Source organism: Fodinicurvata sediminis DSM 21159, from assembly GCF_000420625.1.
Lineage (GTDB): Bacteria > Pseudomonadota > Alphaproteobacteria > Kiloniellales > DSM-21159 > Fodinicurvata > Fodinicurvata sediminis.
On record NZ_ATVH01000017.1, the window covers coordinates 219,194 to 244,612 of the forward strand.

A 25,419-nucleotide genomic window follows, 5' to 3' on the forward strand; every position below is an offset into this window, starting at 1 on the left:
AGAAAGCCGCAGGCAACTTCAAGCGCCTGGCCATGGGTGAGGCATCAATTCCGAGCTTCGCCATGCGGGCTGAAGGTGCGGCCGAGCAGTTCCCCTACATCGGCATTCGACTGTGCGCGTACGGAATCATCACGTCCCATCAGGTAGCCGTCACTGTCGCTGCAGAGGCCCAGGATGGCCTTGCGCATGAAGGGGCCGTCCATGGCCAGGCCGATGAAACCTTCTCGGGCATTGCCTTGCTCGTCCACGCGGAATTCGCAGGGTGCGAGATTGCGGCCGATGCGCCGCGGGCCGGGGCGGGAGCCATCCCACTGGTGATAGGCACCCTCGTAAACCACGACTTCGCTTGGTGAGCCGCCCTCCTCGAGGTCCTGGGCGATTTCGCGACAGCGCTGTGGATCAGTGATCTCGTCCTCGGCGCCCAGCAGCATCAGGACAGGAGCGCCGGTGGCTTCGTTGCGGTCGAAGCGGGCAATGCAGGGCCCGTAGAAAGAGACATGGGCGGCGAAGCGCTGGCCTTCGGTGGCCAGCATCTCCGCAACCTGTTCGTAGGCGGCGAAGACCGTGGCCATGCCGCCATAGGAAAAGCCCATCAGGGCCACCTTGCTGCCGTCCACATCGGACCGCTCGTCAAGATGCTTCAGGGTGGCGTAGGCATCTGCCAGCATCATGGTTTCGGTGATGTTCAAGAGCCGGTCGATGAAGCCTGTGGCCATCTCACGTCGGGGGCTGAAGGCATCCACGACTGCCGCCGCGATCCCCATCTCGGCAAACTGCTGGGCGTAAAGGCGCTCTCGCGAGCCGATGACTCCGGCCGCGCCATGAAGCAGGACCACGGCCGGCACGGGATTGTCCGCCGAGGCTTCCTTGGGAATATAGAGATCGACCGTGATCTCGGTTTCGGGGTTCGCGTTCGATCCCTTGCCAACATCCGACAGCATGAAAGGGCTTCTGGAAGTGACGCTCACCTCTTCATGGCTGTTGCCGACAGCTTCGCGTGCGGGCCAGTCCTCCTGCAGCTGCTTGAAGTGCATGGCCGAAGCGGCAACCGGCAGCAGAAGGCCGGCCAGCAGCACCGGAAGCATTGGCCAAAAGCGTCTCATCATCCTGAATTCCATTCCTCGGTGTCGCCTTTACCTGGAACAGAGATAAGCCGGATTTTGGCCGTGTCATGGCGTCGGTGCGATAAAAGTTCGCCTGGATCAGGCGAGAGACTGGGCCAGCGAGCTTTCGGACGGTTGGCGTTTGCGTTCATAGAGCAGCTGGTCGGCCCTGGCGAACAGGCTGGTTGCGTCCGTCGTGCCGTCAAAGGTTTCGTGACCGAAGCTGGCCCGGATAGAGATGGCCGATCCGTTCCACTCCAGTTCCTGGCGATTGACCAGGCTTTCCAGTTTCTGGGTCAGACTGCTGGCGAAAACCGGCGGTGTGCGGGGCATGATGATCGCAAATTCGTCACCGCCGATACGACAGACGCGGTCGTTCCGACGGGTGTGCTGTTCCAGAATATGGCCCACATGCCGCAGGATGATGTCACCTGCGATATGGCCGTGGGTGTCGTTGATCAGCTTGAAGTTATCCAGATCGCAGAGCACCAGGATGCCCCTGTCCCCATGCCGTGTGGCGGCGGCAAGAATACGGTCCAGGTTTTCGCGAAAGCCCCTTCGGTTGAGCAGGCCTGTCAACTCGTCGGTGACCGCCAGGCTTTCCAGAACCCGGATACGCTCGGCCTGGGCAGCAATCTGCCGCTTCTGGTCGGCCAGGCGAACACGCAGGCGTTCAAGCAGGCTTTCTTCGTCTTCCTGGTTCGAAGCGGTCGTGTCGAGAGATGGATCGTGGATGCCGCGCTGCCCAATGCGGCTCAGCAGGGTGGTGTCGACTTCCTGTTCGTCATAAACGGCCAGTGAACGCATTACCATCTGATTTCCCTTTCTTGCTACGAGGGCGTTTGGATGTTCGAAAGCAAGAAGCGGGCCAAGATTCGAATCACGAGTGTTCGGGCAGGAGGGCAGGCTTGCCAGGAGGTTTGCGGACTCCATCGTGGCAGGAACTGCCGAGGCGTCAGGCCAGTCGGGAAAATCCTGCCGGGCCCGGGGTCTGTTTTTCCTGTTGCATCGGCGTGAGCGTGGTAGACTCGACGGACGTGGCACAGGGCAGTGCCCGTGAGCAGAGTGGGGAGCGGCAGTGACGAGTCCGAACGGACCAGCCATGAAGTTTTCGGTCGTATTCGCGTTTGTGGGAAGGGGGTTTCTTTTCGCCAGCGTCCTGCTTCTGTGCGGAGCGCTGTCGAACGCAGAGGCTGCTACGCCTTTTCCCAGATCCGTCGCCGACTTTCAGCCACACCGCGCTGTCTATGACCTGACGCTGGAGCGGGAAAAAAGCGGCCCCGATATAGCTGCGGCCACGGGGCGCCTGCAGTTCGAATGGGCCGATGGCTGTTCCGGGTGGACGGTCAACCAGAGTTCCCGCATCTTTCTGGAACGCAGCGAAGGGCCGATTGTGGATTTCGGTTGGGCCATCTCGTCCTGGGAATCCAAGAAAGGGAATCATTACCGCTTCTCGATCCGCCACTTTGCCAATGGGCAGAAGACGAATGAACGCCAAGGAGAAGCGCATCTGACCGCCCCGGGCCAGAAGGGTGAAGCGCAGTTCAACACGCCGGTCCAGCGCGAAGTCACCTTGCCCAACAATACGGTCCTTCCCAGTTGGCACAGTTTTGAATTGCTGGACCGCCTTAAGCGTGACGCCTTGCCGCTGTGGCGCACTGTCTTCGATGGATCCGGCGAAACGGATGGTTATGCCGGCGTGTCGGTCCACAAGTTGGGCAGCTATTCCGCCCAGGAAGCCTTCAGTGAGTTTGAGCCCTTGCGTGAACAGCCGTCCTGGCGCCTGCAGATGGCGTATTTCGAACCGGAGCCCGATGCTGTACTGCCGATCAACGAGCAGACCTTGCGGCTCTACCGAAATGGCATCGCTGACGAGTTAAGTTTCGACTACGGGGATTTCACGCTGGAAGGTCATCTGGCCAAGCTGGAGGTGCTTCCCGACGCCGGTTGCTGATGGCATGACGCGGCTGGATCAGGATTGGAAACTGCGGCCCTTGCGTACGGCGGTAGTGCCCAGCTTTTGGTTCAGGCCGTCGACAGCCTTCTCGACGGCAATGCGCCGTGTACGTTGCGGGTCCAGGAAGTCGGGCGGATCTGCCAGGTCACCCCGAACCAGGTCGCCTGCCCCGATTCCGACCAGGCGATAGCCGCCAGCTTTCCAGTTTTCCTCCAGCAGCTTGCCGCCTGTCTCGTAAAGGGTGTCGGCTGACTGCGTGGGAGCAAAGAGCTGCCGGCTGCGGGTCTGTAGACGAAAGTCGGCCAGACGGAGTTTAAGTGTGACGGTTTTTCCGGCCACCTCCTTGTCCCTGAGCCTGCGGGCGACCTTTTCGCAAAGCGGCCAGAGATGGCGGCGCAGGCTGTCCAGGTCCTGTATGTCCTGCTCGAAGGTGGTCTCCGATGACAGGCTCTTGGCCGGGGCATCGGCCTCCACGGGACGTGGATCCTGGCCACGGGCAAAGAGGTAGAGGCGCCGGCCCATGGCACCATAACGCGCCATCAACTCGCTTTCCTCATAGGGCAGAAGGTCCTGGACGAGGCGTATGCCGTCCGAGAGCAGCTTCTTCTGAAGGGCGCCGCCCACGCCCCAGAGGATCGAGACCGGCTTGCCGGAGAGGAATTCGGCTGCTTCAGCTTCGCCTATGACAGCGAAGCCGCGAGGCTTGTCCAGGTCCGAGGCGATCTTTGCCAGAAGCTTGCAGGTGGACAGGCCTATGGAGACGGAGACTCCCAGGTCGCGCTCGATCTCGTTCGCCAGGCGGGCCAGGCTCTGGGCCGGTGCGGCATGGTGCAGGCGGCTCGTGCCGGCCAGATCCAGGAAAGCCTCGTCCAGGGACAAGGGTTCGATCTGTGGAGTCAGGGCCGACATGCGGTCCCGGATGCCTCGGGACACCTCGCGATACTTGTTCATGTCCGGTTTCAGGACCACGGCGTCCGGGCAGAGGGAAAGGGCCTTGAACATGGGCATGGCACTGCGCACGCCATAAAGGCGTGCCACATAGCAGGCGGCCGAAACGACTCCGCGCTGACCGCCACCAACAATGACCGGCTTGTCGCGCAGCTCGGGCCGGTCCCGCTTTTCGACACTGGCATAGAAGGCATCGCAATCAAGGTGCGCAAAACTCAAGCTGTCCAGCTCGTGATGGCGCACGAGACGGCGCGCGCCACAGGAAGGGCAGCGGCGGACAGGGGGTTTCGGGGTCGTCAGCGCTGTGCAGTCACGACAGAGAACCTGCACCGGCTCGGGTTCCATCACCGTGAATGGCTCCTGAATCGGGCAAAATCGATTTTGCCCGGGGTTAAACTGTTTTCATTCCGTAAGCATAACGTTAAGCATATGCGCTCTAATATATCGATGTGATCGCTCTTAATCGAATGTTACCAAATAGGGGCGTCTTTTAGGGGGTGGAGAAAGTCGCGTCGGTCGACTCCAAGGGAGCCGCAGCAAGCGGGGACCAGGACGCGCGGCTTTTGGCAAGGACGAGGAACGAGGTTAGGATGGACAACGTCGATACGATCCCGGTGGCCAGTGACGCCAAGACAGTGCTCGTGGTTGAGGACAACGAACTCAACATGAAGCTGTTTCACGATTTGCTGGAAGCGCATGGCTACAACATCCTTCAAACCAAGGATGGCATGGAAGCGTTGCGCATGGCACGCCACCACAAGCCGGATCTGATTCTGATGGATATCCAGTTGCCTGAAGTCTCGGGCCTCGAGGTGACCAAGTGGATCAAGGAGGACGACGAGTTGAGCGCCATTCCCGTGATTGCGGTCACCGCTTTCGCCATGAAAGGTGACGAGGAAAAGATCCGTGAGGGCGGCTGCGAGGCCTATATCGCCAAGCCGATCTCGGTGACGGACTTCCTGGATACCATCAAGCGGTTTCTGAGTTGATAGCGAACCTGAAAGTGGATCCGCGGGTCAGATGAGTGCACGAATCCTCGTTGTGGATGATACGCCGGTCAATGTCCGGCTTCTGGAAGCCAAACTGACGGCCGAGTACTTCGACGTACTGACAGCCAACGACGGCCCCAGCGCCCTGGAGGTTGCCGAGCGCGAGATACCGGACGTTATCCTCCTGGATGTCATGATGCCCGGCATGGACGGGTTCGAGGTCTGCAGGCGCCTGCGCGAGAACCCTGCCCTGGGCCATATCCCCGTGGTGATGATCACCGCGCTGACGGATGTGTCGGACCGCGTACGGGGCCTTGAAGCCGGAGCCGATGACTTCCTGTCCAAACCGGTCAACGACGTCGCGCTTTTTGCCCGTGTGCGCTCCCTGGTGCGGCTGAAGACTCTCATGGATGAATTGCGCGCGCGCCAGGCGGCCGCCGGGGTCAGTGTGGATGACCGTATCCAGATGGGGGCCAAGGAGGACCTGGAGGGAGCCAGTATCCTGCTGGTGGATGGACAGAAGCAGCATGGCCAGCGGGTCAGCGACAAGCTGCGTGCGGCCGGTTACGAGGTGACGCTCAGCCAGAGCCTGCAGGATGCCCAGCAGAAGAGTTTCGTGGAACCCTACTTCGACCTGATTGTCGTTGGTATAGAAGTGGCGGGCGAGGACGGACTGCGTTTCTGCAGCCAACTGCGCAGCCATGAGGAAACGCGGCACATCCCCATCCTTCTTGTGCTGGACGATATGGATCTGCCGCGCCTGGCCAAGGGGCTGGAACTCGGGGTCACCGATTACCTGTTCAAGCCGATCGACAACAATGAACTGCTGGCGCGTGTGCGCACCCAGGTCCGGCGCAGGATCTATCACAAAAGCCTGCGCAGCATGCTGGATCAGGGCATGTCCATGGCCTATACGGACTCCCTGACCGGAACCTACAACAGGCTCTATATGAACAGCTATCTCGAGCGCAAGCTGCCCGAGATCCGAGAAACCGGAAAGCCGTTGGCCCTGCTGATCTTCGACATAGATCATTTCAAGGAGGTCAACGACACCCACGGCCATGCTGTGGGGGACAAGATACTGCGCGAGGTTTGCCAGCGCGTATCGGACAATGTTCGCGATTTTGACCTGCTCGCCCGCTATGGGGGAGAGGAGTTTGTCCTGATCATGCCGAACACAACGGCAGATCAGGCGATGAACATTGCCGAGCGCCTGAGGGATCAGATTGGCAATCTTGCTGTTGATATCAATGAAGAGATTGGGGCGCTGACGGTTTCGGTCTCGATCGGAGTATCGGTGACCACCAATCCCAACACCCAGTGTTCCAAGCTTTTGGAAGAGGCAGACCATGCGCTTTATGAAGCCAAGCGCGGTGGTCGTGACCGGGTGGTGATGTCGGAGGCTGTGGCCGGTTAGGTCGTGCTTCACGCAGTTGACGATTGATCCCGGCTGCTCGTCATAGTTTGCCGTGAACCAACTCCCCATGAGTGTTAGGCAGGTGCTTCGCCGAAGAAGTCTCAGGCGAGGATGTGTTGACCCGGCGGCCACACTACAGGGAGTGCCATTCGGGAAAATTCTCTCGTCTGTCTGTCAAGATTGGGCAAAGGTTTCGGTATGGTCCAGCAACAGCCCAGAAAGAAGATCGATCTGGCGCTTCAGGGCGGAGGGTCCCATGGGGCGCTGACCTGGGGAATACTCGACCGCATCCTGGAAGACGAGCGGCTGGAGGTCTCGGGCATCAGCGGTACCAGTGCCGGCGCAATGAATGCTGTGGTGTTAGCCCAAGGATTTCATCAGGGCGGCCGGGACGGCGCGCGCGAGGCGCTCTCTGCCTTCTGGCAGGCGGTGAGTGAGGCGGCGCGATTTTCGCCCATGCAGAACAGCTGGTGGAGCCGACTCACCGGAAACTTCAACCTCAGTTGGTCACCTGGCTACCTATTCTTCGACAACCTGACGCGGCTGTTCTCGCCCTATGAGCTCAACCCGTTTGACATCAACCCGTTACGCGATCTCGTTTCCAGCACTGTTGACTTCGATCAGGTCAATGCCTGTGCGATGCCGAAGATATTCGTCACCGCCACCAACGTGCGCACCGGCCAGGCGCGCGTCTTCACCCAGCCTGATCTCTCGGTCGAAACGATCATGGCCTCGGCCTGCCTGCCGTCGGTGTACCAAGCGGTGGAGATCGATGGCGAGGCCTATTGGGACGGCGGCTATATCGGCAATCCGGCGCTTCATCCTCTCGTCGACCAGACCGACTGTCGTGACATGGTCATCGTCCAGATCAATCCCATGATTCGGGAGGAGCTGCCGCGCACGGGCCGCGAGATCCTGAACCGGCTGAATGAGATCAATTTCAATGCCAGCCTCATCAAGGATCTGCGGGCGATCCAAATACTGCACAGACTGATTGAGGCGGAGGGGCTCGAGACGGAGCGTTACCGCGACATGCGGATCCATCTCATCCATGCCGATGAGGAACTGCATGGCCTGGATTCCTCCAGCAAGCTCAATGTCGAATGGGAATTCATCAGCTATCTTTGCGAGCGTGGCAGGGCTTTGGCGGAGCGATGGCTCGAGGCGAACTATGACGGGCTCGGCGTGCGCTCCACCTTTGACCTCGATGAACTGTTCGACGACCCCCTGCGGCCTATAGGAGGGCCTGAGCCGTCGCGCACCAGCGGATCAGCGGAATAGGCGCGGATTTATGTCATCCTCGTTCTCGTGACCGCGCTTGGCGGACTCATCTATTTCGCCTGTCGTGGTGTCACCTTGCTGACCCTGGCGCCGGGCCTCGCCATGCTTGGCTCGCTGGATCAGGCACGATCAAGGGAATATTTCCGGCAAACCAAGCTTGCCGGAACAAAAAAGCTGAACCGCCTTTTCCCGGGGAAAAGGCGGTTCTTCACGGCCGTATGAAGGGCTCTGTAGCAGCTTGGGCTTGTGCTTGCTGCAAGAGCCTCATTTCATCTTGGATTCCTTGAACTCCACGTGCTTGCGCGCAACGGGGTCATATTTGCGGAAGCTCATTTTCTCGGTCTGGTTCCGCGGGTTCTTCTTCTTCACATAGAAGTAACCGGTGTCTGCGGTGCTGACGAGCTTGATCCACTGGGTGACGGGCTTCGCCATCTTGATTTCCTTCCGGGGTCGAGACTGTGACTTTGGCGGCGGACATTAGCGGGCAAGCCGCACAAGTCAAGGAAAGATCGTGGTCAATGTCCTTGCGGCTTGCGGCCTGTACCTTATCTGGTTTCGTCCACGATCCGCTGAGCCGTGTTCGGGGCGCCGCGGCGGGCGTGCGAGAGTACGCCTGGGTCTTCCAGCAGCTTGAGGGCGATCTCGATATCCGTGTCGTCCAGGCTGTCGCTGGTGGGGCAGATGGAGCGAAACTCCGCAAGCTCAAGATCGTTCTCGCGGTCGATATCACGCTTGCGCTGGTGCGGGTTCGAGATCAGGCCTTCGAGCGGAAGCTCGCTGACGGACTGTTCGCCATCACTGGAACCCGTGCTGGTGCAGACATTGGGAAGCACGCCACGGCGGTCAAGTGAATAGCCTGCGGGCGCATGGAAGGTGGCCCAGGTCAGCGTCAACTCGCCCTCGTTGGGCAGGCGCAGGACCGTCTGGACCGTTCCCTTGCCATAGGAGTTGCTGCCGACCACGATTCCCCGTTCCGTATCCTGCAGGGCCGCGGCGACAATCTCGGCGGCCGATGCGGAGCTGCCGTTGATCAGAACCAGAACGGGGACATCGGGAATACGGGCATCCCGTTTGGCCTCGAAATACTGATGGCTGTCGGGATGGCGGCCGTGCGTGGATACAATGCGCCCATTGCCCACGAACAGGTCCGAGACGAATACGGCCTGGTCCAGCAAGCCACCGGGATTGCTGCGCAGGTCCAGGATAAAGCCACGCAGGCGGTTGCCCATATCGCGCTCAGCTTGCTTGAGTTTCGTCCTGAGTGTTTCGCTGGTGTCGTGATTGAAGCCGCTGATGCGGAAATAGGCGACGTCGTCCAGGGGCTCGTACTCCACGGTCTGGGGCACGATATGCGCGCGCTCCACTTCAAGATCCAGCTCGCGCCAGGTGTCTTCGACCTCCCCCGGGCGGTGGATGCCCAGGGTGACGCGGCTGCCAAGCGGTCCGCGCAGGCGCTTGACCACCTCTTCCTGGGAAAGCTTCGGGGCGGGGACGCCATCAATGGTGACGATGACGTCCCAGTCATCCATCCCGGCGCGTTCAGCGGGGCTGCCATCCATGACATTGACGACTTCCACGCCCTTGTCGATCAACTGGATGCGCACACCGATCCCACCAAAACCGTCCCGGTTGGCGCGGTTCTCGCGCGCCTCGTCCGGTGAGGCATAGCGGGAGTAACCATCGAGCGGCTCGATCATACCCTCGAAGACCGTTTCGTAGAGGGTCTCGCTGTTGGCTTCGGCGATTGCAGGGGAAATCTTGCGGGCGTCATCAACAACCTGGGCGGTCAGCCTGCCCCACAGATCGATTCGGCTGTCCAGCGGCAGTCCGTAGCGCTCGACCGTCTCGCCGCGCTGCTTCAGCAGGAAATGATCGGGTTCGCGGGCGACCGATATCTCGCCATCCATGCCCTGAAGCTTCTGGAGGCCTGAAAAGGCAAGGGTTTCAATGGGAATGTCCTGGATGTAGACGGCATTGATGTCCTGATAACCCGTGGCAAACATGTAACGCGCCGCAGCCTGGTCATACCCTTCCTGGCCTTGCGTGACCGGTCCTGAGGCACAGGCCGCAAGAACAAAGGCCATCAAGACCACAAGGGAGGCCAGGCGTGCATATCCCGTCGAGCCGAAACGCATTGCCGTCATACCCATCCGTGCAACAAAAGACCTGTCGTCATTGTACATTCTGCTTCACTCTTACAAGAAAGCAAGGAATGGGCCAGTCTTTTGTGCGCCGCAGCGGATATCAGGCTTTCTTCGCGGCGGATTTGCCACGCTTGCGGTCCTTGGACTTTGTTCCGGCTTTGCGTGCAGCCGGGCGTTTTTCTGGTTTTCGGCCGGCGGGCTTCTTGGCGCTGGAAAGGCGGTTGCTGCTTTCTTCGCCTTCCAGGATTTGCAGGATCAGGCCCCCTGTCAGGGGCTCAGCCTCGCTGAGCAGGACCTGGACATCGTCCCCTTGACGATAGGTGCGTCCATGCTGGCGCCCGGTCAGGCAGTGGTGCGTTTCGTCATGGAAATAATAATCGCTGGGCAGGGACGAGATCGGCACCAGGCCATCGGCACCACTGTCACGCAGTTTCACGAAGAGACCGAAACGCGTGACGCCGCTGATGCGCCCCTCGAAGACCTCGCCGACACGGCCTTTCAGGAAGGAAGCCGTCAGACGGTCTGCTGCGTCGCGCTCTGCAGCCGCCGCACGACGTTCGGTGCCGCTGATGTGTTCGGCAATTTCGGAGAAGCGGGCCTCGTCTTCCTTGGGTAGGCCGTCCTCACCCAGTTTCAGTCCGCGGATCAGGGCCCGGTGCACCAGCAGGTCGGCATAGCGCCGGATGGGCGAGGTGAAGTGGGCATACCGCGGCAGGGCCAGGCCAAAGTGGCCGATGTTCTCCGGACTGTACATGGCCTGGGACTGGGCCCGCAGGATCAATTCGCTGACCAGTGCGCTTTCCGGCGTGCCGGAGACCTTGTCCAGGATGCGCGTGAATATCTTTGGCTCCAGGACCTGGCCTGGCGCCAGCTTGAGGTCCATGGTCGAGAGGACTTCGGAAAGATCCTCCACCTTGGCCTTGTCCGGTTCGTCATGGACACGGTACATGCAGGGCTGGTTGCGTTTCTCGAGTTCCTGAGCCGCCGCCACGTTGGCAGCGATCATGAACTCCTCGATCAGCTTGTGGCTTTCCAGGCGCTGGCGCGGCAGGATCGCTTCGACATGTCCCTTGTCGTCCATGACGATCTGGCGCTCGGGCATGTCCAGGTCCAAGGTGCCACGGCGGGCCCGATCCTTCAGAAGGCTATTGTAGGCGCCATAGAGCGGGCGGATCACATCATCGACCAGCGGTCCCGTGGTCTCATCGGGTTCACCACTGTAGGCCGCTTCTACCTGCTCGTAGGTCAAGCGTGCCGCTGAACGCATGATACCGCGCACAAATCGATGCTTCTGCAGGCGCCCCTCGGTGTCGATGCGCATTTCCACGGCCAGGCAACCGCGTTCCTCATGGGGGCGCAGTGAACACCAGCCGTTGGAGAGCGCTTCGGGAAGCATGGGCACGACACGGTCCGGAAAGTAGGCCGAGTTTCCGCGCTCGCGCGCCGTCCGATCAAGCGCACTGTCCGGGCGCACATAGTGAGCGACATCGGCGATGGCGACGATGATGCGCCAGCCATCCGGCGCTTGGGGGTTGCCTTCGGCCTGGGCGAAGACGGCATCATCGAAATCCTTCGCGTCACTGCCGTCGATGGTTATGAGCGGGATATCGCGCAGGTCGGTGCGCTTGTCCGCGACCACAGGCCCCGCCTGTTCGGCTTCCTCCAGGGCGTCGCTGGAGAACTCCGTGGGAATGCCGTGCTCATGGATGGCGATCAGGCTGAGCGCCTTGGGGTTGTCGAGACTGCCGAGTCGCTCGGTCACGACAGCTTCCTTCGAGCGTCCGGCCCGGGCGTGGTGGGCCCGTATGCTGGCCAGAACCAGTTCACCGGATTCAGCGCCCTTGCTGTCGGCCTTCGCTATGCGGAAATCGTTCTTGATGCGCTTGTCGGTTGGACGCAGGCGTCCCCCCCTGGTTCCGGTCTCGTAGATTCCGAGGACTTCGCGCGGGCCTTCGTGAAGACGGCGGATCACGCGCGCTTCATAATCGCCATCCGGACCGCGGTCCAGGCGGGCCAACAGGCGTTCGCCAATGGCATGGCCGCGTTGGGTGGCCTTGCCCGGCGCAATGTAGATGCGCGGCGGAGGCGTATCGCTGTCCCACCGCACGGGACGGGCCAGGAGTTCGCCATCCTCGTCGGTATCCGAGACCTCGATCACCGTGACCGAGGGCAGGGCGCCCGGAGCTGCCACCTTGCGACTTTCCGGAGAATCGAGAGCGCCTTCCTCCTTCAGGTCGTTCAGCAGCTCACGCAGGCGCCTGCGGTCTTCGCCCTTGATATTGAAGGCGCGCGCCAACTCGCGCCGTGGAACGGGCGTTTCGCTGCTGCGAATGAAGTCCAGGACCTCTTCGCGGGTGGGGAAGTGTGTCTGTTTCTTGGCCACGTATTACGCCTGGTCGGCTTTCTTCTTCGCTGCCGACTTGCTGGAGGACGTCTTCTTTCCACCGCTTGCCTTTGTCGACCGCCCGCCTTTCGTTCCCTTCTTCTCAGCCTGCTTGCGTAGCAGTTCCAGGCTTTCCTCAAGGGTCAAGGCGTCGGGGTCGGCATTCTTCGGCAGGGATGCATTGAGCTTGCTGTGCTTCACATAGGGACCGTAGCGTCCACTGTGAAGAGTCACCGGCTCGCCATCGTCGGGGTGCGGCCCCAGGGTCCGCAGCGGGGCTGCCTTGGCTGCGGCCTTCGAAAGCAGGTCCACGGCCCGGTTCAGGCCAATGGTCAGGACATCCTCGTCGGCCGGAATCGACTTGTAGGTGCGGCCCTTGCGGACATAGGGACCATAGCGGCCGATGCCGGCCGTGACCTCTTCGCCCTCGTGCATACCCAAGCTGCGGGGCAGGGACAGGAGGGCCAGCGCACGTCCCAGGTCCACGGCATCGGGATCGAGCCCCTTTGGCAGGGAGGTCCGCTTGGGTTTTTCACCCTTCTCGACGGCCTCGCCGAGTTGGACATAGAGACCATAGGGGCCTTTGCGCAGGGTGACCTGCTGGCCGCTTTCCGGATCCTCTCCCAGCACGCGGGGCTGGCTGGCCAGGTCCGCACGCTCTTCGCCGTCTCGGTTGGCCGCGGCGGCCAAGGTGCGCGTGAAGCGGCAGTCGGGGTAGTTGGAACAGCCGATGAAGCCGCCGGTCTTGCCGATGCGCAGGCCCAGCCGGCCGGTACCGCAGGAGGGGCAGAGGCGCGGATCCTTGTCCGGGTTGTCCGGATCGAGGGGGAAGAAATGTGGGCCGAGATCCGCATCCAGAGCATCGATCACATCCGAGATCCGCAGGCCCTTGGTTTCCTCGATGGTCTGGTGGAAGGCTTCCCAGAAGCGCCGTAGTACCTCTTTCCAGTCGATGCGGCCGTCGGATATCTCGTCCAGTTCCTCCTCGAGGCGTGCCGTGAAATCGTATTCCACATAGCGCTCGAAAAAACTGCTGAGGAAAGCGGCCACCATGCGGCCCCGGTCTTCGGGGATGAAGCGGCGCTTTTCCAAACGGACATAGTCGCGGTCCTGCAGGACCTGCAGGATCGAGGCATAGGTGGACGGTCGGCCGATGCCCAGTTCCTCCAGCTTCTTGACCAGGCTGGCCTCGCTGTAGCGCGGCGGCGGCTGGGTGAAGTGCTGGGCGGGATCCACGTCCTTCAGGTGCAGGTCCTGGCCTTCTTCCAGCTTGGGAAGGCGTGTCTCCTGCTCGTCCTCGTCCTGCGGTTCGTCGCGCCCCTCCTGATAAAGTTTAAGGAAGCCGTCGAACTTGATGATGGAACCGGTGGAACGAAGGACGGCGCGTTTGCCGGCCTCGATGTCCACGGAGACCTGCTCCACGTCGGCGCTGGCCATCTGACTGGCAAGCGCGCGGACATAGATCAGGTCATAGAGCCGGGCCTCGTCCTCGCCCAGACGCCCGCGCAGATCCTCGGGCAGGCGGCGGAAGTCCGTTGGGCGGATCGGTTCGTGCGCTTCCTGTGCGTTCTTGGCCTTGGTCTTGTAGATGCGGGGCGAAGAAGGCAGGTAGTTGTCGCCATAGCGTGCGGCGATGTTCTCGCGCGCACCGGAGATGGCTTCCCCGGACATGGCGACACCGTCGGTCCGCATGTAGGTGATCAGCCCGACGTTCTCGCCGCCGACTTCGATACCTTCATAGAGTCGCTGAGCCGTGCGCATGGTCCGGGTGGCACCGAAGCCCAGCTTGCGCGAGGCTTCCTGCTGCAGAGTCGAGGTGGTGAAGGGGGGCTGCGGGTTGCGCTTGACCTGTTTGCGCTCGACCTTGGAAACCCGGTAGCTGCCGGCTTCGCGGATGGCAGCCTCGGCCTTCCTGGCGGCGCCCTCGTTTCCAAGGGAAAGGCGCTCGATCTTCTCGCCATCCAATTGGGTCAGGCGGGCCTTGAACTGGCCCTGGCCCACAGCTTCCATGAGCGCTGTAATGCTCCAGTATTCCTGGGGGCGGAAGGCCTCGATCTCGGACTCCCGCTCGCAGATCAGGCGCAGAGCGACCGACTGGACACGGCCGGCCGACTTGCTGCCGGGCAGCTTGCGCCAGAGGACCGGCGAAAGGTTGAAACCCACCAGGTAATCCAGCGCGCGCCTGGCAAGGTAGGCGTCGATCAACTCCTGGTTCAACTCACGCGGGTTCTTGAAGGCCTCGGTGACGGCAGACTTGGTGATTTCGCTGAAAACCACGCGCTTGACCGGGATGCCGTTCAGCACCTTACGGCGGTCCAGTTCCTCCACGATGTGCCAGGAAATGGCCTCGCCCTCACGATCCGGGTCCGTGGCGAGATAGAGTTGGTCGGCATTCTTTACGGCCTGGGCAATTTCCTTCAGCCGTTTCTCGCCGCGCTCGTCGACCTGCCATGACATGGAGAAATCGTTGTCAGGGGCTACGGACCCGTCCTTGGAAGGCAGGTCCCGGACATGGCCGTAACTGGCCAGGACCTGGAAGTCGCTACCCAGGTACTTGTTGATGGTCTTGGCCTTGGCGGGCGATTCGACGACGACGACATGCATGGAGAAACAGGGCTTCCTGTAGGCTTGCCGCGCTTCTCTCGCGGGGCGGCATTAGGCCGGCCAGCGGAAGCGGCGGATGTGAAGTACGCGGAGAGAATTGGCATCCGCCTGCGAATTCGTCAACCTTGCCGGGCTGAGGGCCTGAAAATGACGTTGCCTAGATTGCTCTGCAGAGGTGCCCGCCATTTCAGGGAAGGCGCTAAACGATCAGCGCGATCTTGCGGCCGGGATGGCGCTCCAAACGGCCGGCCAGTTCAAGTTCCAACAGGACCAGACTGACCGTTCCCGAGGGCAGGCCGCTTTCGCGCATCAGTTCGTCCTGGTGGATCGGGACCGGGGAGAGCAGCTCTTCCAGCAGTTGCCTTGCCTCGTCCAGTTCCGCTTCGCTTTCTGACAGGGGGGCGGACTGGAAGGTCTCGTCGCTGGCCGGCTCTGACAGTCCTGGACCCTGGCCCAGGCCGTCCAGAACATCCTGGGCGCTTTCGGTCAGTATGGCGCCCTGGCGGATCAGGTCATTCGTGCCCTTTGCCCTCGGATCAAGGGGCGAGCCGGGAATGGCGAAGACCTCGCGCCCTTCTTCCAGGGCCAGGCGCGCCGTAATCAGGGAGCCGGAGCGCAGGGCGGCTTCCACAACCAGGACACCCTGGGAAAGGCCCGCGACAATCCGGTTGCGGCGTGGAAAATGCCCGGCTTTCGGCTGTGTGCCGGGTGCGGATTCCGCCAGCAGCAGGCCTTGGGCGGCAATTTGTTCCTGTAGCTGCCGGTTTTCGGGCGGGAAGACAGAGTCGATACCGCCCGCCAGGACGGCGATGGTGCCGCTGTCGAGCGCACCTTCATGGGCGGCGGCGTCGATGCCGCGGGCCAGGCCGGAAGTGATGACCAGGCCGGCAGCGCCTAGCTCTTCGGCCAGGCGCCGGGCCAGTTTTCGGGCATTGAGCGAGGCATTGCGTGCCCCAACGATGGCTATCGAAGCTGCCTGCAACAGTTCAATGTTGCCTTTGCTGGTCAGTACAGGAGGTGCCGTGTCGGTGGCCTTCAGGATATCCGGGTAATCGGGGTCGCAAAGCCTGAGAAGGCGGGCGCCCAACCGCTCCAGCTGTTCCAGTTCGTGTTCCGCACTTTCGGGACTGCACAGTCGGATGCCGCTCTTGCGTCCACCACGCCGTGACAATTCCGGCACGGCTTCCAATGCCTTCGTCGCCGTGCCGAATCGCGCCAGCAGTTCGCGAAAGGTTGCCGGGCCGATCCTTTCACTGCGGGCTAGGCGCAACCAGTCGCGTTGATCCTCAGGTGAAGGTGCGGCAGGGCTTAACGCGGCAGGGCTTTCTATCGTCATTCCTGACTTTCGCGTGTTCCTGGCGCATGGTCAATATCCTGGGTTGTAACTTTCAGTCTTTCTTGCGCCTGAAGGAAATGCGCGATTCCTCGCCCTTGATGAGGCGCTTGATGTTCGACAGGTGTCGCAGCCATACGAGGATGGCCAGAAGGCCGCAGAACTCCACCAATTGCAGATCGGCCGTCAGCCACCAGGCAAACAGCGGTGTCAGCGCCAGTGACAGTAAGGCAGCCAGTGAGGAATAGCGCAGCAGGCCGGCGACCAGAAGCCAGCTTGCGCAGGCCGCCAATCCCACGGGCCAGGCCACGGCCAGCAAGGTTCCCAGGGTGGTGGCCACGCCCTTCCCTCCCTTGAATGCCAGCCAGACCGGGAAGAGATGCCCGAGAACGGCGCCGAAACCGGCGGTCAGGGCGATGTCAGGCCCCCAGTTATAGCCAATCAGGACGGCCGCGCCGCCTTTGCCCAGATCGAACAGAAGAGTCAGGGCGGCCAGATCCTTGCGGCCCGTGCGCAAAACGTTGGTGGCGCCAATGTTACCGGAACCGATCTTGCGGATGTCGCCCAAGCCTGCGATCCGGGTGAGGAGCAGACCGAAAGGAAGCGAGCCCAGCAGGTAACCACAGGCCAGGGCTGTCAGCAGATAGGGCCAGGCATAAGCCCAGGAGATGGGATCTGGCATCCGTCCTCCTCAGGTCCTGTCCTCTGAAGCATAGACACAGCGCCCGTCGACCACTGTGAACAGGACCTGACCCTGCACGGCGTAATCTTCGAAAGGCGAATTCTTGGATTTGCTGCGGAAGCGTTCAGGGGTGATCATGCGTGGTCGATCCGGGTCGAACACGACGAAATCGGCTGGACGGCCCTTTGCCAGACCGCTTTGTCCCTTCAGGATGGCGGCAGGCGAGGTGGCCAGACGGGCCACGAGGCTGCTAAGCGACAGCAAGCCCTTGTGCACAAGGGCCAGGGAAAGCGGTAGCAGGGTTTCCAGTCCGACAATCCCCGGTTCGGCCAAGGCAAAGGGCAGGCGCTTGGAATCCTGGTCGTGTGGACTGTGGTCGCTGCAGATGGCGTCGATGGTGCCGTCAGCCACCGCCTCGGCGATGGCCTGACGATCTTCTTCGGAGCGCAGGGGCGGCATGGTGCGGGCAAAGGTCCGGTAGTCCCCCACTTCGCTTTCGTTGAGCGTGAAATAGTGTGGCGCCGTATCGCAGGTAACCGTCAGTCCGCGCTGCCGCGCCCGGCGAATGACCTCGACCGAGGCGGCCGTGGATATCAGGCTGGCGTGGTAGCGGCCACCGGTCATCTCGACCAGACGAAGGTCGCGCTCCAGCATGATGACCTCCGCCAGGGGAGAAATGCCGGACAACCCCAGGCGCATGGCGATCTCGCCGGAGTTCATCACGCCTCCGCTCAGGCTCGGCTCTTGCGGCATCTGCAGGATGACCGTGTCGAAGGCGCTGGAATAGCTGAGGGCGCGGCGCATCACGTTGGCGTTCGCCAAGGGTTGCAGCCCATCGGTGAAGCCGCGGGCGCCATATTCGCTCAGCAAGCCGATCTCGGTGATTTCCTGGCCTTCCAGGCCGCGTGTGATCGAGGCGTAGGTGTAGACCTTGGCCAGCTTCTCTTCGCGGGCCCGGCGGGCCACGAATTCCACGCCGGCCACGTCATCCACGATGGGGTCGGTGTTGGGCAGGGCAACAAGCGAGGTGATGCCTCCGGCTACGGCGGCCCGCCCGGCACTGGCGATGGTCTCCTTGTGTTCTTCTCCCGGCTCGCGCAACTGCGTGCGCAGATCAACCACGCCGGGTGCCAGGGCGGCACCAGTGCAATCGATGACCGTGACGCCTTCCGGTGCGCCATCGGCAAACAGTCCGGCGCCGACGTCCAGAATCTCCTCGCCCTCGGTCAGCAGGCCACCGGGCGCATCGAGCCCGCTTTCCGGGTCGATCAGCCGGGCGTTGATGTAGGCCGTGCGGTCGGGCGTTTTCACGGACATGCCATCATCCCTCCCATGCCTGGCCTCGAGTCAGAATATCCAGGCAGGCCATGCGCACCGCCACGCCCATTTCCACCTGCTGGCGGATGACGGAGCGGTCGATGTCGTCAGCCACCTCGGTATCGATCTCCACGCCGCGGTTCATCGGTCCCGGGTGCATGATCAGGGCATCCGGCTTCGCGTTCGACAGCTTCTCCCGGTCAAGGCCGTAGAAGCGGAAGTACTCGCGCACGGACGGCACGTAGCTGCCCTGCATGCGCTCGGTCTGCAGGCGCAGCATCATCACGATATCCACGTCCTGAAGACCCTGGTTCATGTCATGGAAGGCAGTGACTCCCAGGCGCTCGATCTTCGAGGGCATCAGGGTCGGCGGCGCGATCACCCGCACTTGCGCCCCCATGATGTTGAGCAGGTGGATGTTGGAGCGCGCAACGCGGCTGTGCAGGATGTCGCCACAGATGGCCACTGTCAGGCCCTGCAGGGTTCCCTTGCGCTGGCGAATCGTCAGTGCGTCCAGCAGCGCCTGGGTCGGATGTTCGTGGCTGCCGTCGCCACCGTTGATGACGGCGCAGTCCACTTTCTCACTCAAGAGCTTGACTGCGCCCGAATCCGGGTGCCGTACAACCAGGACATCCGGACGCATGGCCGTCAGGGTCATGGCCGTGTCGATCAGCGTTTCGCCCTTCTTGATCGAGGACCAGGCCACCGACATGTTGATGACCTGCGCACCCAGGCGCTTGGCGGCCAGCTCGAAGGAAGTGCGGGTACGGGTTGAATTCTCGAAGAAGAGGTTGATTACCGTATGGCCCGAAAGCAAAGTGTTGGGCCTGTGGGCTCGGGGGTCCTGACGGGCATAGTCATCGGCCAGATCGAGAAGCGTGGCAATTTCCTCACGCTGCAGCCCCTCGATCCCGAGAAGATGTCTGTGCGCGTAACCCGTTTTGCTGTCGTCGAGGGGGCGATCTGAACACATGACGCGGGTCTTATGGCACTCCGCGCCACGGTGCGCAAGGCGCTAGCGGCTGTGCTGCGGAAGTCAAAGAAGAAGGCGGCCAAGTCGGGCAGCCGGGCGACGGCTGGTTGGCGAAAGCTGTTTCGCCAACGCTGGGTGCAGCGTATTGCCGTTGTCGGCCTGGTGGTCCTGGTCGGGATGCCCTTTACCTTCACTCTGCTGTACAGTGTGCTGCCCGTTCCGGCGACTCCCTTGATGGTGGCGCGCCTGGTCGAGGGCGAGGGCTGGTCCCATGACTGGGTGCCACTGGAGGAGATTTCCCCGTCCCTGCGCTTTGCCGTCATCGCCGGCGAGGACAATCTGTTCTGCAGGCACAATGGCTTCGACTTCGAGTCCCTGCAGGCCGCCTGGCAGGAATGGCAGGCGGGTGAGGGGACGCGGGGCGCCAGCACGATTTCCATGCAGACTGCAAAGAACCTCTACCTGCTGCCTGTTCGAAGCCTCCTGCGCAAAGGGGTCGAGGCCTATCTGACGGTCTATCTGGAAATCCTGCTGTCCAAGCCACGCATCCTGGAGATCTATCTCAACATTGCCGAGATGGCGCCCGGGGTCTACGGGGCCGAGGCTGCGGCCCGGCACCATTTCGGCAAGACGGCCGCCCAGTTGACGGAGCGCGAGGCTGCGCTGATTGCTGCGGTCCTGCCCAATCCCAGGCGCTGGTCCGCCGGCCGGCCCACCAACTATATTGCAGGCCGTGCCTCCACCCTGCAGCGGCGTATCCATCAACTCGGCCCCCTGCTCGATTGCGCGCGTTAGGGCGCTCAGTCGGGAAAGAGCCGCAGCAGTGCTTCCGGGATTGCGTAGTCATGCGGCGCGATGACGACCAGCTTTGACTCCAGGGAACCGGGCGCCTGCCGGCTTTCCGTCTGTTCCAGGCGTTGCCCCACCAGCTGCAGGGTTTCCGATCCTTCTGGATGATCGGAGAAGCGCAACAGGCCCTTGGCCCGCAGCACCCGGCCCTTCAGCGGAAGGATGGCTTTCTCGAAGGAGGCGCGGTCCAGGGGCTGGTGCGTGCTGAAGCTCCAGCTTTTCAAATGCTCGGCATGGGGAATGTGCAGGTCCGCACTCATTGAACTCTGCCGGTCGCCCGCCTCCTGTGAAGAAAGCAGCAGCGAAAGAGGGACCTGCCCCTGGGTCGTTTCCAGAACGGGCGCCGTGATGCCCCAGGCCGTCAGTTGCTGGCGCAGGTCATGGCGTTCCTTCTCGCTGACCAGGTCGCACTTGTTGAGTGACAGGAAATCCGCCCGGCGCAACTGATGGATCACGCTGTCGCCCATGTAGCGGTCCTGTGCATGGGTCATCAGGTTTGCGGCATCGGCCAGGACACAGATGGCCTGCAGGCGATAAGCGCCACCGGCCAGGCCGATCTGGGCGATGCGTCCCGGATCGGCCACACCGCTGGCCTCGATCACCAGATGGTCAGGCGGGTCATCCAAAGCCGCGATATCCATGAGGCTGCGGGTCAGGGAATCCCCGATCGTGCAGCAGATGCAGCCATTGCTGAGCTGCAGGGTCTGGCCGTCATGTGCGGTGATCAACTCTGCGTCGATGTTGATGTCGCCGAAATCGTTGACCAGGACGGCGAGGCGCCGGCCTTCGTTCTGCTGCAGCAGGCTGTTGATCAGGGTGGTCTTGCCCGACCCCAGGAACCCGCCGACCACAGAGAGAGGAATGGCAGGGCGGCGTTCGTTCATGGACCAATGCCCCTGGTTTACTTATTCGCCGGAAAGATGCGGCCCCCCTGCATCGTGCCATAGACGCGCAGGTCCTTCAGAGTATCGCGAGAGACCTCCAAGGGGTCGTCTTCCAGGATGGCCACATCGGCGCACTTGCCGGCTTCCAGGCTGCCGATCTCGTGATCCAGCTTCAGGGTATAGGCCGCGCCCATGGTGATGGCATAGAGCGCCTCGGGGACGGTGATGCGCTCGCCTTCGCCCAGGATGCGCCCGCCCGAGGTCTGGCGGTTGACGGCGCACCAGGCCGTGAAGAGTGGCCCCAGCGGGGTCACAGGGGCATCGGAGTGAATGGCGAAATTGATGCCCAGCTTGGCGGCCGTCGCCGCAGCATTCATGCGCTCGGCGCGCTCGGGCCCCAGGGTCAGGCGATGGTGAATGTCGCCCCAGTAATAGATGTGGTTGCTGAAGAGATTGGCGCACATCCCCAGGGCGCCGATGCGGCGGAACTGGGCGGTCGAGAGCATCTGCCCATGCTGGATGGTATGGCGATGATCGAGCCTAGGGTGTTCGGCCAGGACCTGCCCGATGGTGTCCAGTGCCAGGTCCGAGGCCTGGTCCCCGTTGGTATGCATGTGGATCAGGTGTCCGGCCTTGTGAAAGGCCCGGGCCGACTCAAGGAACTGCTGGGGCGTCAGGTTCCAGATCCCCTGTGCATCGCTGCCGTAATAGCCCGGCCAGTTGAGCCGTGCCGTGAAGGACTGCAGGGTGCCGTCGGTCATAACCTTGATGAGGCCGAAGCGCAGGCGGTCCGTGTTGTGACGGACCAGGTCGTTGATCTTCTCCACGCCGTGTTCGGGCGTGTCGGCGGTGGCCGTATAGGCCGAGACGAGACGCAGGGGGTAGTCCGCTTCGGCGGTGACGCTGCGGAAATTGTCGACCACGTTCTGCGGCAGTTCGTTGTAGAGGTCGGTGGCGGTGGTGGTACCTGTCAGCACTGCCATGCGGCCGAAGTCGCGCAGGGCGTCGGCCTGCGAGATGCGCGCGAAGTAGTCCACATTGAAGGGCTGTTGGGCCAGGAACATGGCCGCGAATTCCTGCAGCTCGCCATTGGGCTTGCCGTCGTCGCCGGTCATGACACCCTCGATGGCGCTGTCGGCCGTGATCCCGGCCTTCTGAAGCACCATGGAGTTCACGTTCAGGACATGGACGTTGGCGTGCAGGATGAAGATGGGGCGTGTCGTCGACACGCGGTCCAGGTCCGCCGCCGTCATGCGCCGTCCCTCAAAGAAGACCGGATCCATCCCCCAGGCCGTCAGTGGAGTGTCGGGATCCTCCAGGGCCCGGTCGGCTTCTTGCAAGCGTTCCACCACATCGTCGATGGACTTCAGTCCCGGCCAGACCTTGCCGTTGGGATCCATGCGGTCATAGAAGCCCGTATAGACATGCGCCCACATGCCGCCCTCCAGGGCGTGGCAATGGCCTTCCACGAAACCGGGCAGCAGGACCTTGTCGCTCAGGCTGTCGTCGATGCGGTGCTCGCCCCAGGCCTTCAACTCCTCCACCGATCCGACGCCCAGAAGGCGACCTTCCGAGACGGCGATGGCTTCGGCGAAGGGGCGGTGGCGGCTCATGGTGATGATCTTGCGTGCCGGATAGATCGTGGCGGGTTCTCTCATGACGTACCTTCTTGGGATGCGGGGGCAGGCAGGCGGAAACGGGGTGCAGGACTAGATGATCTCGTCGCCCCGTAGGCGTTTGATCTCCGCATCGTCTAGTCCGAATTCCTTCAGCACGTCGTCCGTATGCTCGCCCACATGCGGCGGAGCGACACGGTATTCCACGGGCGTGGCGCTCATTTTCACGGGGTTGCCGATCAGCTCCACCTCGCCCTTCTCGCTGCCTGGATAGGGCATGGAGATCTTCATGTCACGGTGCTGAACCTGGGGGTCCTCGAAAACACGGTCCAGGGTGTTCACCGGTCCGCAGGGCACGCCCAACTCGCTCAGCCCCTCGACCCATTCGTCGATGGTCTTCTTCTGCGTGTAGTTGGGCAGGATGTCGTACAGGGCTTCACGATTGGCGATGCGCAATGAATTGGTGATGAAGCGGGGATCCTCGGCAAGTTCCGGCGCGCCGGCGAAGGCGCAGAAGCGCTGGAACTGCCGGTCGTTGCCGACGGCCAGGATGAAATAGCCATCCTTGCAGGGCATGACCTTGTAGGGAACGATGTTGGCGTGCTCGTTGCCAAGGCGTTTCGGTACCTTGCCCGAGACCAGGTAGTTCAGGCCTTCGTTCACCAGCCAGGCGACCTGTGTGTCCAGCAGGGCCAGGTCGATGTGCTGGCCTTCGCCAGTCTGCGTGCGGTGATGCAGGGCCGCCAGGATGGCGGACGAGGCGTACATGCCGCACATGATGTCGGAGATGCCGACCCCCACCTTCATGGGCTCGCCGTCCGGGTCGCCGGTCAGGCTCATCATGCCGCCCATACCCTGAGCCAGGTAGTCATAACCCGCACGCGCTGCATAGGGGCCGCTCTGACCGAAGCCGGTGATCGAACAGTAGATGATGTCCGGGCGGATCTGTTTCACACTGTCGTAGTCTAGGCCGTACTTCTTGAGGCCACCCACCTTGAAGTTCTCCGCCAGGATATCGCAGTCGGCGATCAGGCGCCTTGCCAGTTCCTGTCCCTCGGGCTTGGCGATGTCGATTGTCAGCGAGCGCTTGTTACGGTTGGAGGACAGGTAGTAGGCACTGGCATCACTGTCGCTGCCGTCTGCGTTGCGCACGTAGGGTGGGCCCCAGCGCCGTGTATCGTCGCCCTCACCGGGGCGCTCGATCTTGATGACATCGGCGCCCAGGTCGCCCAGCAACTGGGTGCAGGTGGGGCCAGCAAGGATTCGGGTCAGGTCGAAAACGCGCAGTCCGGCAAGTGGTGCAGTCATGATCCCGTTCGTTCTTGGTTCATCCATCAACTGCCCGGCATGACGCCCGCCCGGACCCGGATCGTCAAGCCCCTACAGGCCTCTTTTCAGGCCAACAGGCTCAAGACGATGGGCACGGTTGCCATGGACAGCAGGGTGTGCAGCGTGATCAAGCCGGCCATCAACTCCGCATTGCCGCCCAGGTGGCGGGCCATGATGTAGGACACCGGTGCGGCCGGCAGGGCGTTGAAAAGGATGGGTATGGCGGCGGTGATCCCGGTGATGCTCCAGGCCTGCAGGATGCCATAAGTAAGAAGAGGAAGAAGGAACAGCTTCAGACCGGCGGCTCCCAACGCCAGACTACCCGCCGAACTAAGTGCGCGCAGTCGCAGGCTTGCGCCCACGCACAGCAGGCCGATGGGCAGCGAGGCCTGGCCCATGATCTCCAGGAACGGCCCGATCACCGGTGGCAGGCCAAGGCTCGTCAGGTTCAGGGCCAGGCCAACAAGACAGCCCAGGATCAGGGGGTTGGTGAGCACCTGTTTCGTGATGCGCAGAAAACCCGGGCGTCCGGCCTTGCCGTAACGCGCCAGGGCCACGACGGTCAGGATGTTCACCAGTGGGGCCAGGAAGGCGACGACCAGGGCGGCGGCGGTCATTCCGGGGGCGCCGTAATAGGCAGCGGCGACCGAGAAGCCGATGTAGGTGTTGAAGCGGATGACGCTCTGGTAAAGGCTGCTGAAGCTGGGCCCGTCGATACGGAGCAGGCGTTTCAGGCCCAGGGCCGCAAGGCTCATCAGGCCGATCGACAGTGCCAACACCCCAATCATCGGCGCGGCCTCTACTTCGGTGAAGTCGGCCTGGGCCAGCGAAGAGATCAATAGCGCCGGAAAGAAGACGTAATAGGTCAAGCGCTCCGCCGGTTCCCAGAAACCGTCACCGGGAAACTGCTTCTTGCGCAGGACATGCCCCAGGAAGATCAGCAGGAAGATCGGGATGATGACCAGGATGATATCGAGCATCTAGAAAACCGGGCACCCGAGGGTATCCGCAGGGGCAGGAAAGTGAAGGATCAGGAGGAGCTCTGCCCGCCGGCGGGCGAAGCGCGCAGGGCATCCAGCGCGCCCTGCAGGATATAGGCTGCGGCCATCTTGTCCACGACCTTGCCACGTTTTGCCCGGCTCATGTCGGCCTCGTCGACGAGGAAGCGCTCCACCGCCGCGGTGGACAGGCGCTCGTCCCAGAAGGCCGTGGGCAGGTCCAGCCCGGCAATTTCCGAGAGGTTGCGCGCAAATTGCCGTGTCGAACGCGCCCGTGTGCCCTCGCTGCCGTCCATGTGCACCGGCAGGCCGAAGACCAGCCCGCCCACCTCACGTTCCTGGCAGAGCGCCTTCAAGGCCTCGGCGTCCCTGGTGAACTTCTTCCGTGCGATGGTCTCCAGCGGGGAAGCTAGACTGAAGGCCGACTCCGAGATCGCCAGACCGATGGTCTTCTCCCCCAGGTCCAGGCCCAGCAGGCGGGTACGCGGAGGCAGGTGGTTCGGTAGGTCTTGGAGGTCGACGAAGTTCATGCGGGTTCTTTTCGGAGTCTTGACATGGCGCACTCTAAGCAGCCGGCATTAAAGCCCGCAAGAGCGCTCTCACGCATCTTGC

21 protein-coding genes are annotated in these 25,419 nt (G+C 62.2%); 5 read left to right on the forward strand and 16 right to left on the reverse strand.

Annotation, left to right across the window (positions count from 1 at the left end; genetic code table 11):
• Window positions 1-44: 44 nt before the first annotated feature.
• Together G502_RS0115020 and G502_RS20570 are read right to left on the reverse strand one after the other, a co-directional pair.
• Entirely contained in the window at window positions 45-1,106 is a 1,062-nt protein-coding gene (locus tag G502_RS0115020) for a dienelactone hydrolase family protein (protein ID WP_245560775.1), read from the reverse strand.
• Between the two features lie 96 nt (window positions 1,107-1,202).
• On the reverse strand, window positions 1,203-1,916 hold the full coding sequence (locus G502_RS20570; protein WP_162140991.1) for a GGDEF domain-containing protein: 714 nt from the start codon (window positions 1,914-1,916) through the stop codon (window positions 1,203-1,205).
• Between the two features lie 289 nt (window positions 1,917-2,205).
• On the opposite strand from G502_RS20570, the gene G502_RS0115030 reads away from it, so the two are divergent.
• On the forward strand, window positions 2,206-3,057 hold the full coding sequence (locus G502_RS0115030; RefSeq protein ID WP_022729504.1) for an EipB family protein: 852 nt from the start codon (window positions 2,206-2,208) through the stop codon (window positions 3,055-3,057).
• Window positions 3,058-3,075: 18 nt separating this feature from the next.
• On the opposite strand, the gene G502_RS20575 is transcribed toward G502_RS0115030, so the two are convergent.
• Complete coding sequence (locus tag G502_RS20575) at window positions 3,076-4,353, reverse strand: DNA polymerase IV (RefSeq protein WP_022729505.1); 1,278 nt, start codon at window positions 4,351-4,353, stop codon at window positions 3,076-3,078.
• Window positions 4,354-4,598: 245 nt separating this feature from the next.
• Here G502_RS20575 and G502_RS0115040 point away from each other — a divergent pair, with 245 nt between their 5' ends.
• The 3 genes from G502_RS0115040 to G502_RS0115050 all read left to right on the forward strand — a co-directional run bounded on the left by G502_RS0115040 (window position 4,599) and on the right by G502_RS0115050 (window position 7,695).
• Entirely contained in the window at window positions 4,599-4,997 is a 399-nt protein-coding gene (locus G502_RS0115040) for a response regulator (protein WP_022729506.1), read from the forward strand.
• 31 nt (window positions 4,998-5,028) lie between these two features.
• Complete coding sequence (locus G502_RS0115045; protein WP_022729507.1) at window positions 5,029-6,414, forward strand: PleD family two-component system response regulator; 1,386 nt, start codon at window positions 5,029-5,031, stop codon at window positions 6,412-6,414.
• 198 nt (window positions 6,415-6,612) lie between these two features.
• Window positions 6,613-7,695: a patatin-like phospholipase family protein gene (locus tag G502_RS0115050; RefSeq protein WP_022729508.1), complete on the forward strand. Its 1,083-nt coding sequence runs from the start codon at window positions 6,613-6,615 to the stop codon at window positions 7,693-7,695.
• A 264-nt stretch (window positions 7,696-7,959) separates the two neighbouring features.
• Here G502_RS0115050 and rpmG read toward each other — a convergent pair whose 3' ends face one another.
• The 8 genes from rpmG to G502_RS0115095 form a co-directional block, all read right to left on the reverse strand.
• A complete protein-coding gene (gene rpmG, locus G502_RS0115060) occupies window positions 7,960-8,127 on the reverse strand; it encodes a 50S ribosomal protein L33 (protein ID WP_022729510.1) in 168 nt (55 codons plus the stop codon).
• Between the two features lie 113 nt (window positions 8,128-8,240).
• A complete protein-coding gene (locus G502_RS20580; protein ID WP_022729511.1) occupies window positions 8,241-9,878 on the reverse strand; it encodes a S41 family peptidase in 1,638 nt (545 codons plus the stop codon).
• 61 nt (window positions 9,879-9,939) lie between these two features.
• Complete coding sequence (gene rnr, locus G502_RS0115070; RefSeq protein WP_022729512.1) at window positions 9,940-12,222, reverse strand: ribonuclease R; 2,283 nt, start codon at window positions 12,220-12,222, stop codon at window positions 9,940-9,942.
• Between the two features lie 3 nt (window positions 12,223-12,225).
• Window positions 12,226-14,826 carry a type I DNA topoisomerase gene (gene topA, locus G502_RS20585; RefSeq protein ID WP_022729513.1) on the reverse strand — a complete coding sequence of 867 codons (2,601 nt, stop codon included), beginning with the start codon at window positions 14,824-14,826 and terminating at the stop codon, window positions 12,226-12,228.
• Between the two features lie 199 nt (window positions 14,827-15,025).
• Window positions 15,026-16,162, reverse strand: a complete 1,137-nt coding sequence (gene dprA, locus G502_RS0115080; protein ID WP_026989544.1) for a DNA-processing protein DprA — start codon at window positions 16,160-16,162, stop codon at window positions 15,026-15,028.
• A gap of 52 nt (window positions 16,163-16,214) precedes the next feature.
• On the reverse strand, window positions 16,215-16,841 hold the full coding sequence (gene plsY / locus G502_RS0115085; RefSeq protein WP_022729515.1) for a glycerol-3-phosphate 1-O-acyltransferase PlsY: 627 nt from the start codon (window positions 16,839-16,841) through the stop codon (window positions 16,215-16,217).
• A gap of 9 nt (window positions 16,842-16,850) precedes the next feature.
• Complete coding sequence (gene pyrC / locus G502_RS0115090) at window positions 16,851-18,158, reverse strand: dihydroorotase (RefSeq protein WP_022729516.1); 1,308 nt, start codon at window positions 18,156-18,158, stop codon at window positions 16,851-16,853.
• Window positions 18,159-18,162: 4 nt separating this feature from the next.
• Entirely contained in the window at window positions 18,163-19,131 is a 969-nt protein-coding gene (locus tag G502_RS0115095; protein ID WP_022729517.1) for an aspartate carbamoyltransferase catalytic subunit, read from the reverse strand.
• Between the two features lie 12 nt (window positions 19,132-19,143).
• Between G502_RS0115095 and mtgA the strand changes: the two genes are divergently transcribed.
• The gene (mtgA, locus tag G502_RS0115100) at window positions 19,144-19,926 is read left to right on the forward strand and encodes a monofunctional biosynthetic peptidoglycan transglycosylase (RefSeq protein ID WP_022729518.1); all 783 of its coding nucleotides are present in this window, start codon (window positions 19,144-19,146) and stop codon (window positions 19,924-19,926) included.
• 5 nt (window positions 19,927-19,931) lie between these two features.
• On the opposite strand, the gene G502_RS20590 is transcribed toward mtgA, so the two are convergent.
• The 5 genes from G502_RS20590 to ruvX form a co-directional block, all read right to left on the reverse strand.
• Window positions 19,932-20,864, reverse strand: a complete 933-nt coding sequence (locus G502_RS20590) for a CobW family GTP-binding protein (RefSeq protein ID WP_022729519.1) — start codon at window positions 20,862-20,864, stop codon at window positions 19,932-19,934.
• Between the two features lie 17 nt (window positions 20,865-20,881).
• On the reverse strand, window positions 20,882-22,522 hold the full coding sequence (locus tag G502_RS0115110; protein ID WP_022729520.1) for an amidohydrolase: 1,641 nt from the start codon (window positions 22,520-22,522) through the stop codon (window positions 20,882-20,884).
• A 51-nt stretch (window positions 22,523-22,573) separates the two neighbouring features.
• The gene (locus tag G502_RS0115115) at window positions 22,574-23,788 is read right to left on the reverse strand and encodes a CaiB/BaiF CoA transferase family protein (protein WP_040488366.1); all 1,215 of its coding nucleotides are present in this window, start codon (window positions 23,786-23,788) and stop codon (window positions 22,574-22,576) included.
• A gap of 86 nt (window positions 23,789-23,874) precedes the next feature.
• On the reverse strand, window positions 23,875-24,789 hold the full coding sequence (locus G502_RS0115120; protein WP_022729522.1) for an AEC family transporter: 915 nt from the start codon (window positions 24,787-24,789) through the stop codon (window positions 23,875-23,877).
• Between the two features lie 50 nt (window positions 24,790-24,839).
• Complete coding sequence (gene ruvX / locus G502_RS0115125; RefSeq protein ID WP_022729523.1) at window positions 24,840-25,337, reverse strand: Holliday junction resolvase RuvX; 498 nt, start codon at window positions 25,335-25,337, stop codon at window positions 24,840-24,842.
• Window positions 25,338-25,419 lie beyond the last annotated feature (82 nt).

Coding starts and splice junctions, on each gene's coding strand:
- G502_RS0115020 (WP_245560775.1), bottom strand. CDS start 1,106: ATGATGAGACGCTTTTGGCCAATGCTTCCGGTGCTGCTGGCCGGCCTT.
- G502_RS20570 (WP_162140991.1), bottom strand. CDS start 1,916: ATGGTAATGCGTTCACTGGCCGTTTATGACGAACAGGAAGTCGACACC.
- G502_RS0115030 (WP_022729504.1), top strand. CDS start 2,206: ATGAAGTTTTCGGTCGTATTCGCGTTTGTGGGAAGGGGGTTTCTTTTC.
- G502_RS20575 (WP_022729505.1), bottom strand. CDS start 4,353: ATGGAACCCGAGCCGGTGCAGGTTCTCTGTCGTGACTGCACAGCGCTG.
- G502_RS0115040 (WP_022729506.1), top strand. CDS start 4,599: ATGGACAACGTCGATACGATCCCGGTGGCCAGTGACGCCAAGACAGTG.
- G502_RS0115045 (WP_022729507.1), top strand. CDS start 5,029: ATGAGTGCACGAATCCTCGTTGTGGATGATACGCCGGTCAATGTCCGG.
- G502_RS0115050 (WP_022729508.1), top strand. CDS start 6,613: ATGGTCCAGCAACAGCCCAGAAAGAAGATCGATCTGGCGCTTCAGGGC.
- rpmG (WP_022729510.1), bottom strand. CDS start 8,127: ATGGCGAAGCCCGTCACCCAGTGGATCAAGCTCGTCAGCACCGCAGAC.
- G502_RS20580 (WP_022729511.1), bottom strand. CDS start 9,878: ATGTACAATGACGACAGGTCTTTTGTTGCACGGATGGGTATGACGGCA.
- topA (WP_022729513.1), bottom strand. CDS start 14,826: ATGCATGTCGTCGTCGTCGAATCGCCCGCCAAGGCCAAGACCATCAAC.
- dprA (WP_026989544.1), bottom strand. CDS start 16,162: ATGACGATAGAAAGCCCTGCCGCGTTAAGCCCTGCCGCACCTTCACCT.
- plsY (WP_022729515.1), bottom strand. CDS start 16,841: ATGCCAGATCCCATCTCCTGGGCTTATGCCTGGCCCTATCTGCTGACA.
- pyrC (WP_022729516.1), bottom strand. CDS start 18,158: ATGTCCGTGAAAACGCCCGACCGCACGGCCTACATCAACGCCCGGCTG.
- G502_RS0115095 (WP_022729517.1), bottom strand. CDS start 19,131: ATGTGTTCAGATCGCCCCCTCGACGACAGCAAAACGGGTTACGCGCAC.
- mtgA (WP_022729518.1), top strand. CDS start 19,144: ATGGCACTCCGCGCCACGGTGCGCAAGGCGCTAGCGGCTGTGCTGCGG.
- G502_RS20590 (WP_022729519.1), bottom strand. CDS start 20,864: ATGAACGAACGCCGCCCTGCCATTCCTCTCTCTGTGGTCGGCGGGTTC.
- G502_RS0115110 (WP_022729520.1), bottom strand. CDS start 22,522: ATGAGAGAACCCGCCACGATCTATCCGGCACGCAAGATCATCACCATG.
- G502_RS0115115 (WP_040488366.1), bottom strand. CDS start 23,788: ATGACTGCACCACTTGCCGGACTGCGCGTTTTCGACCTGACCCGAATC.
- G502_RS0115120 (WP_022729522.1), bottom strand. CDS start 24,789: ATGCTCGATATCATCCTGGTCATCATCCCGATCTTCCTGCTGATCTTC.
- ruvX (WP_022729523.1), bottom strand. CDS start 25,337: ATGAACTTCGTCGACCTCCAAGACCTACCGAACCACCTGCCTCCGCGT.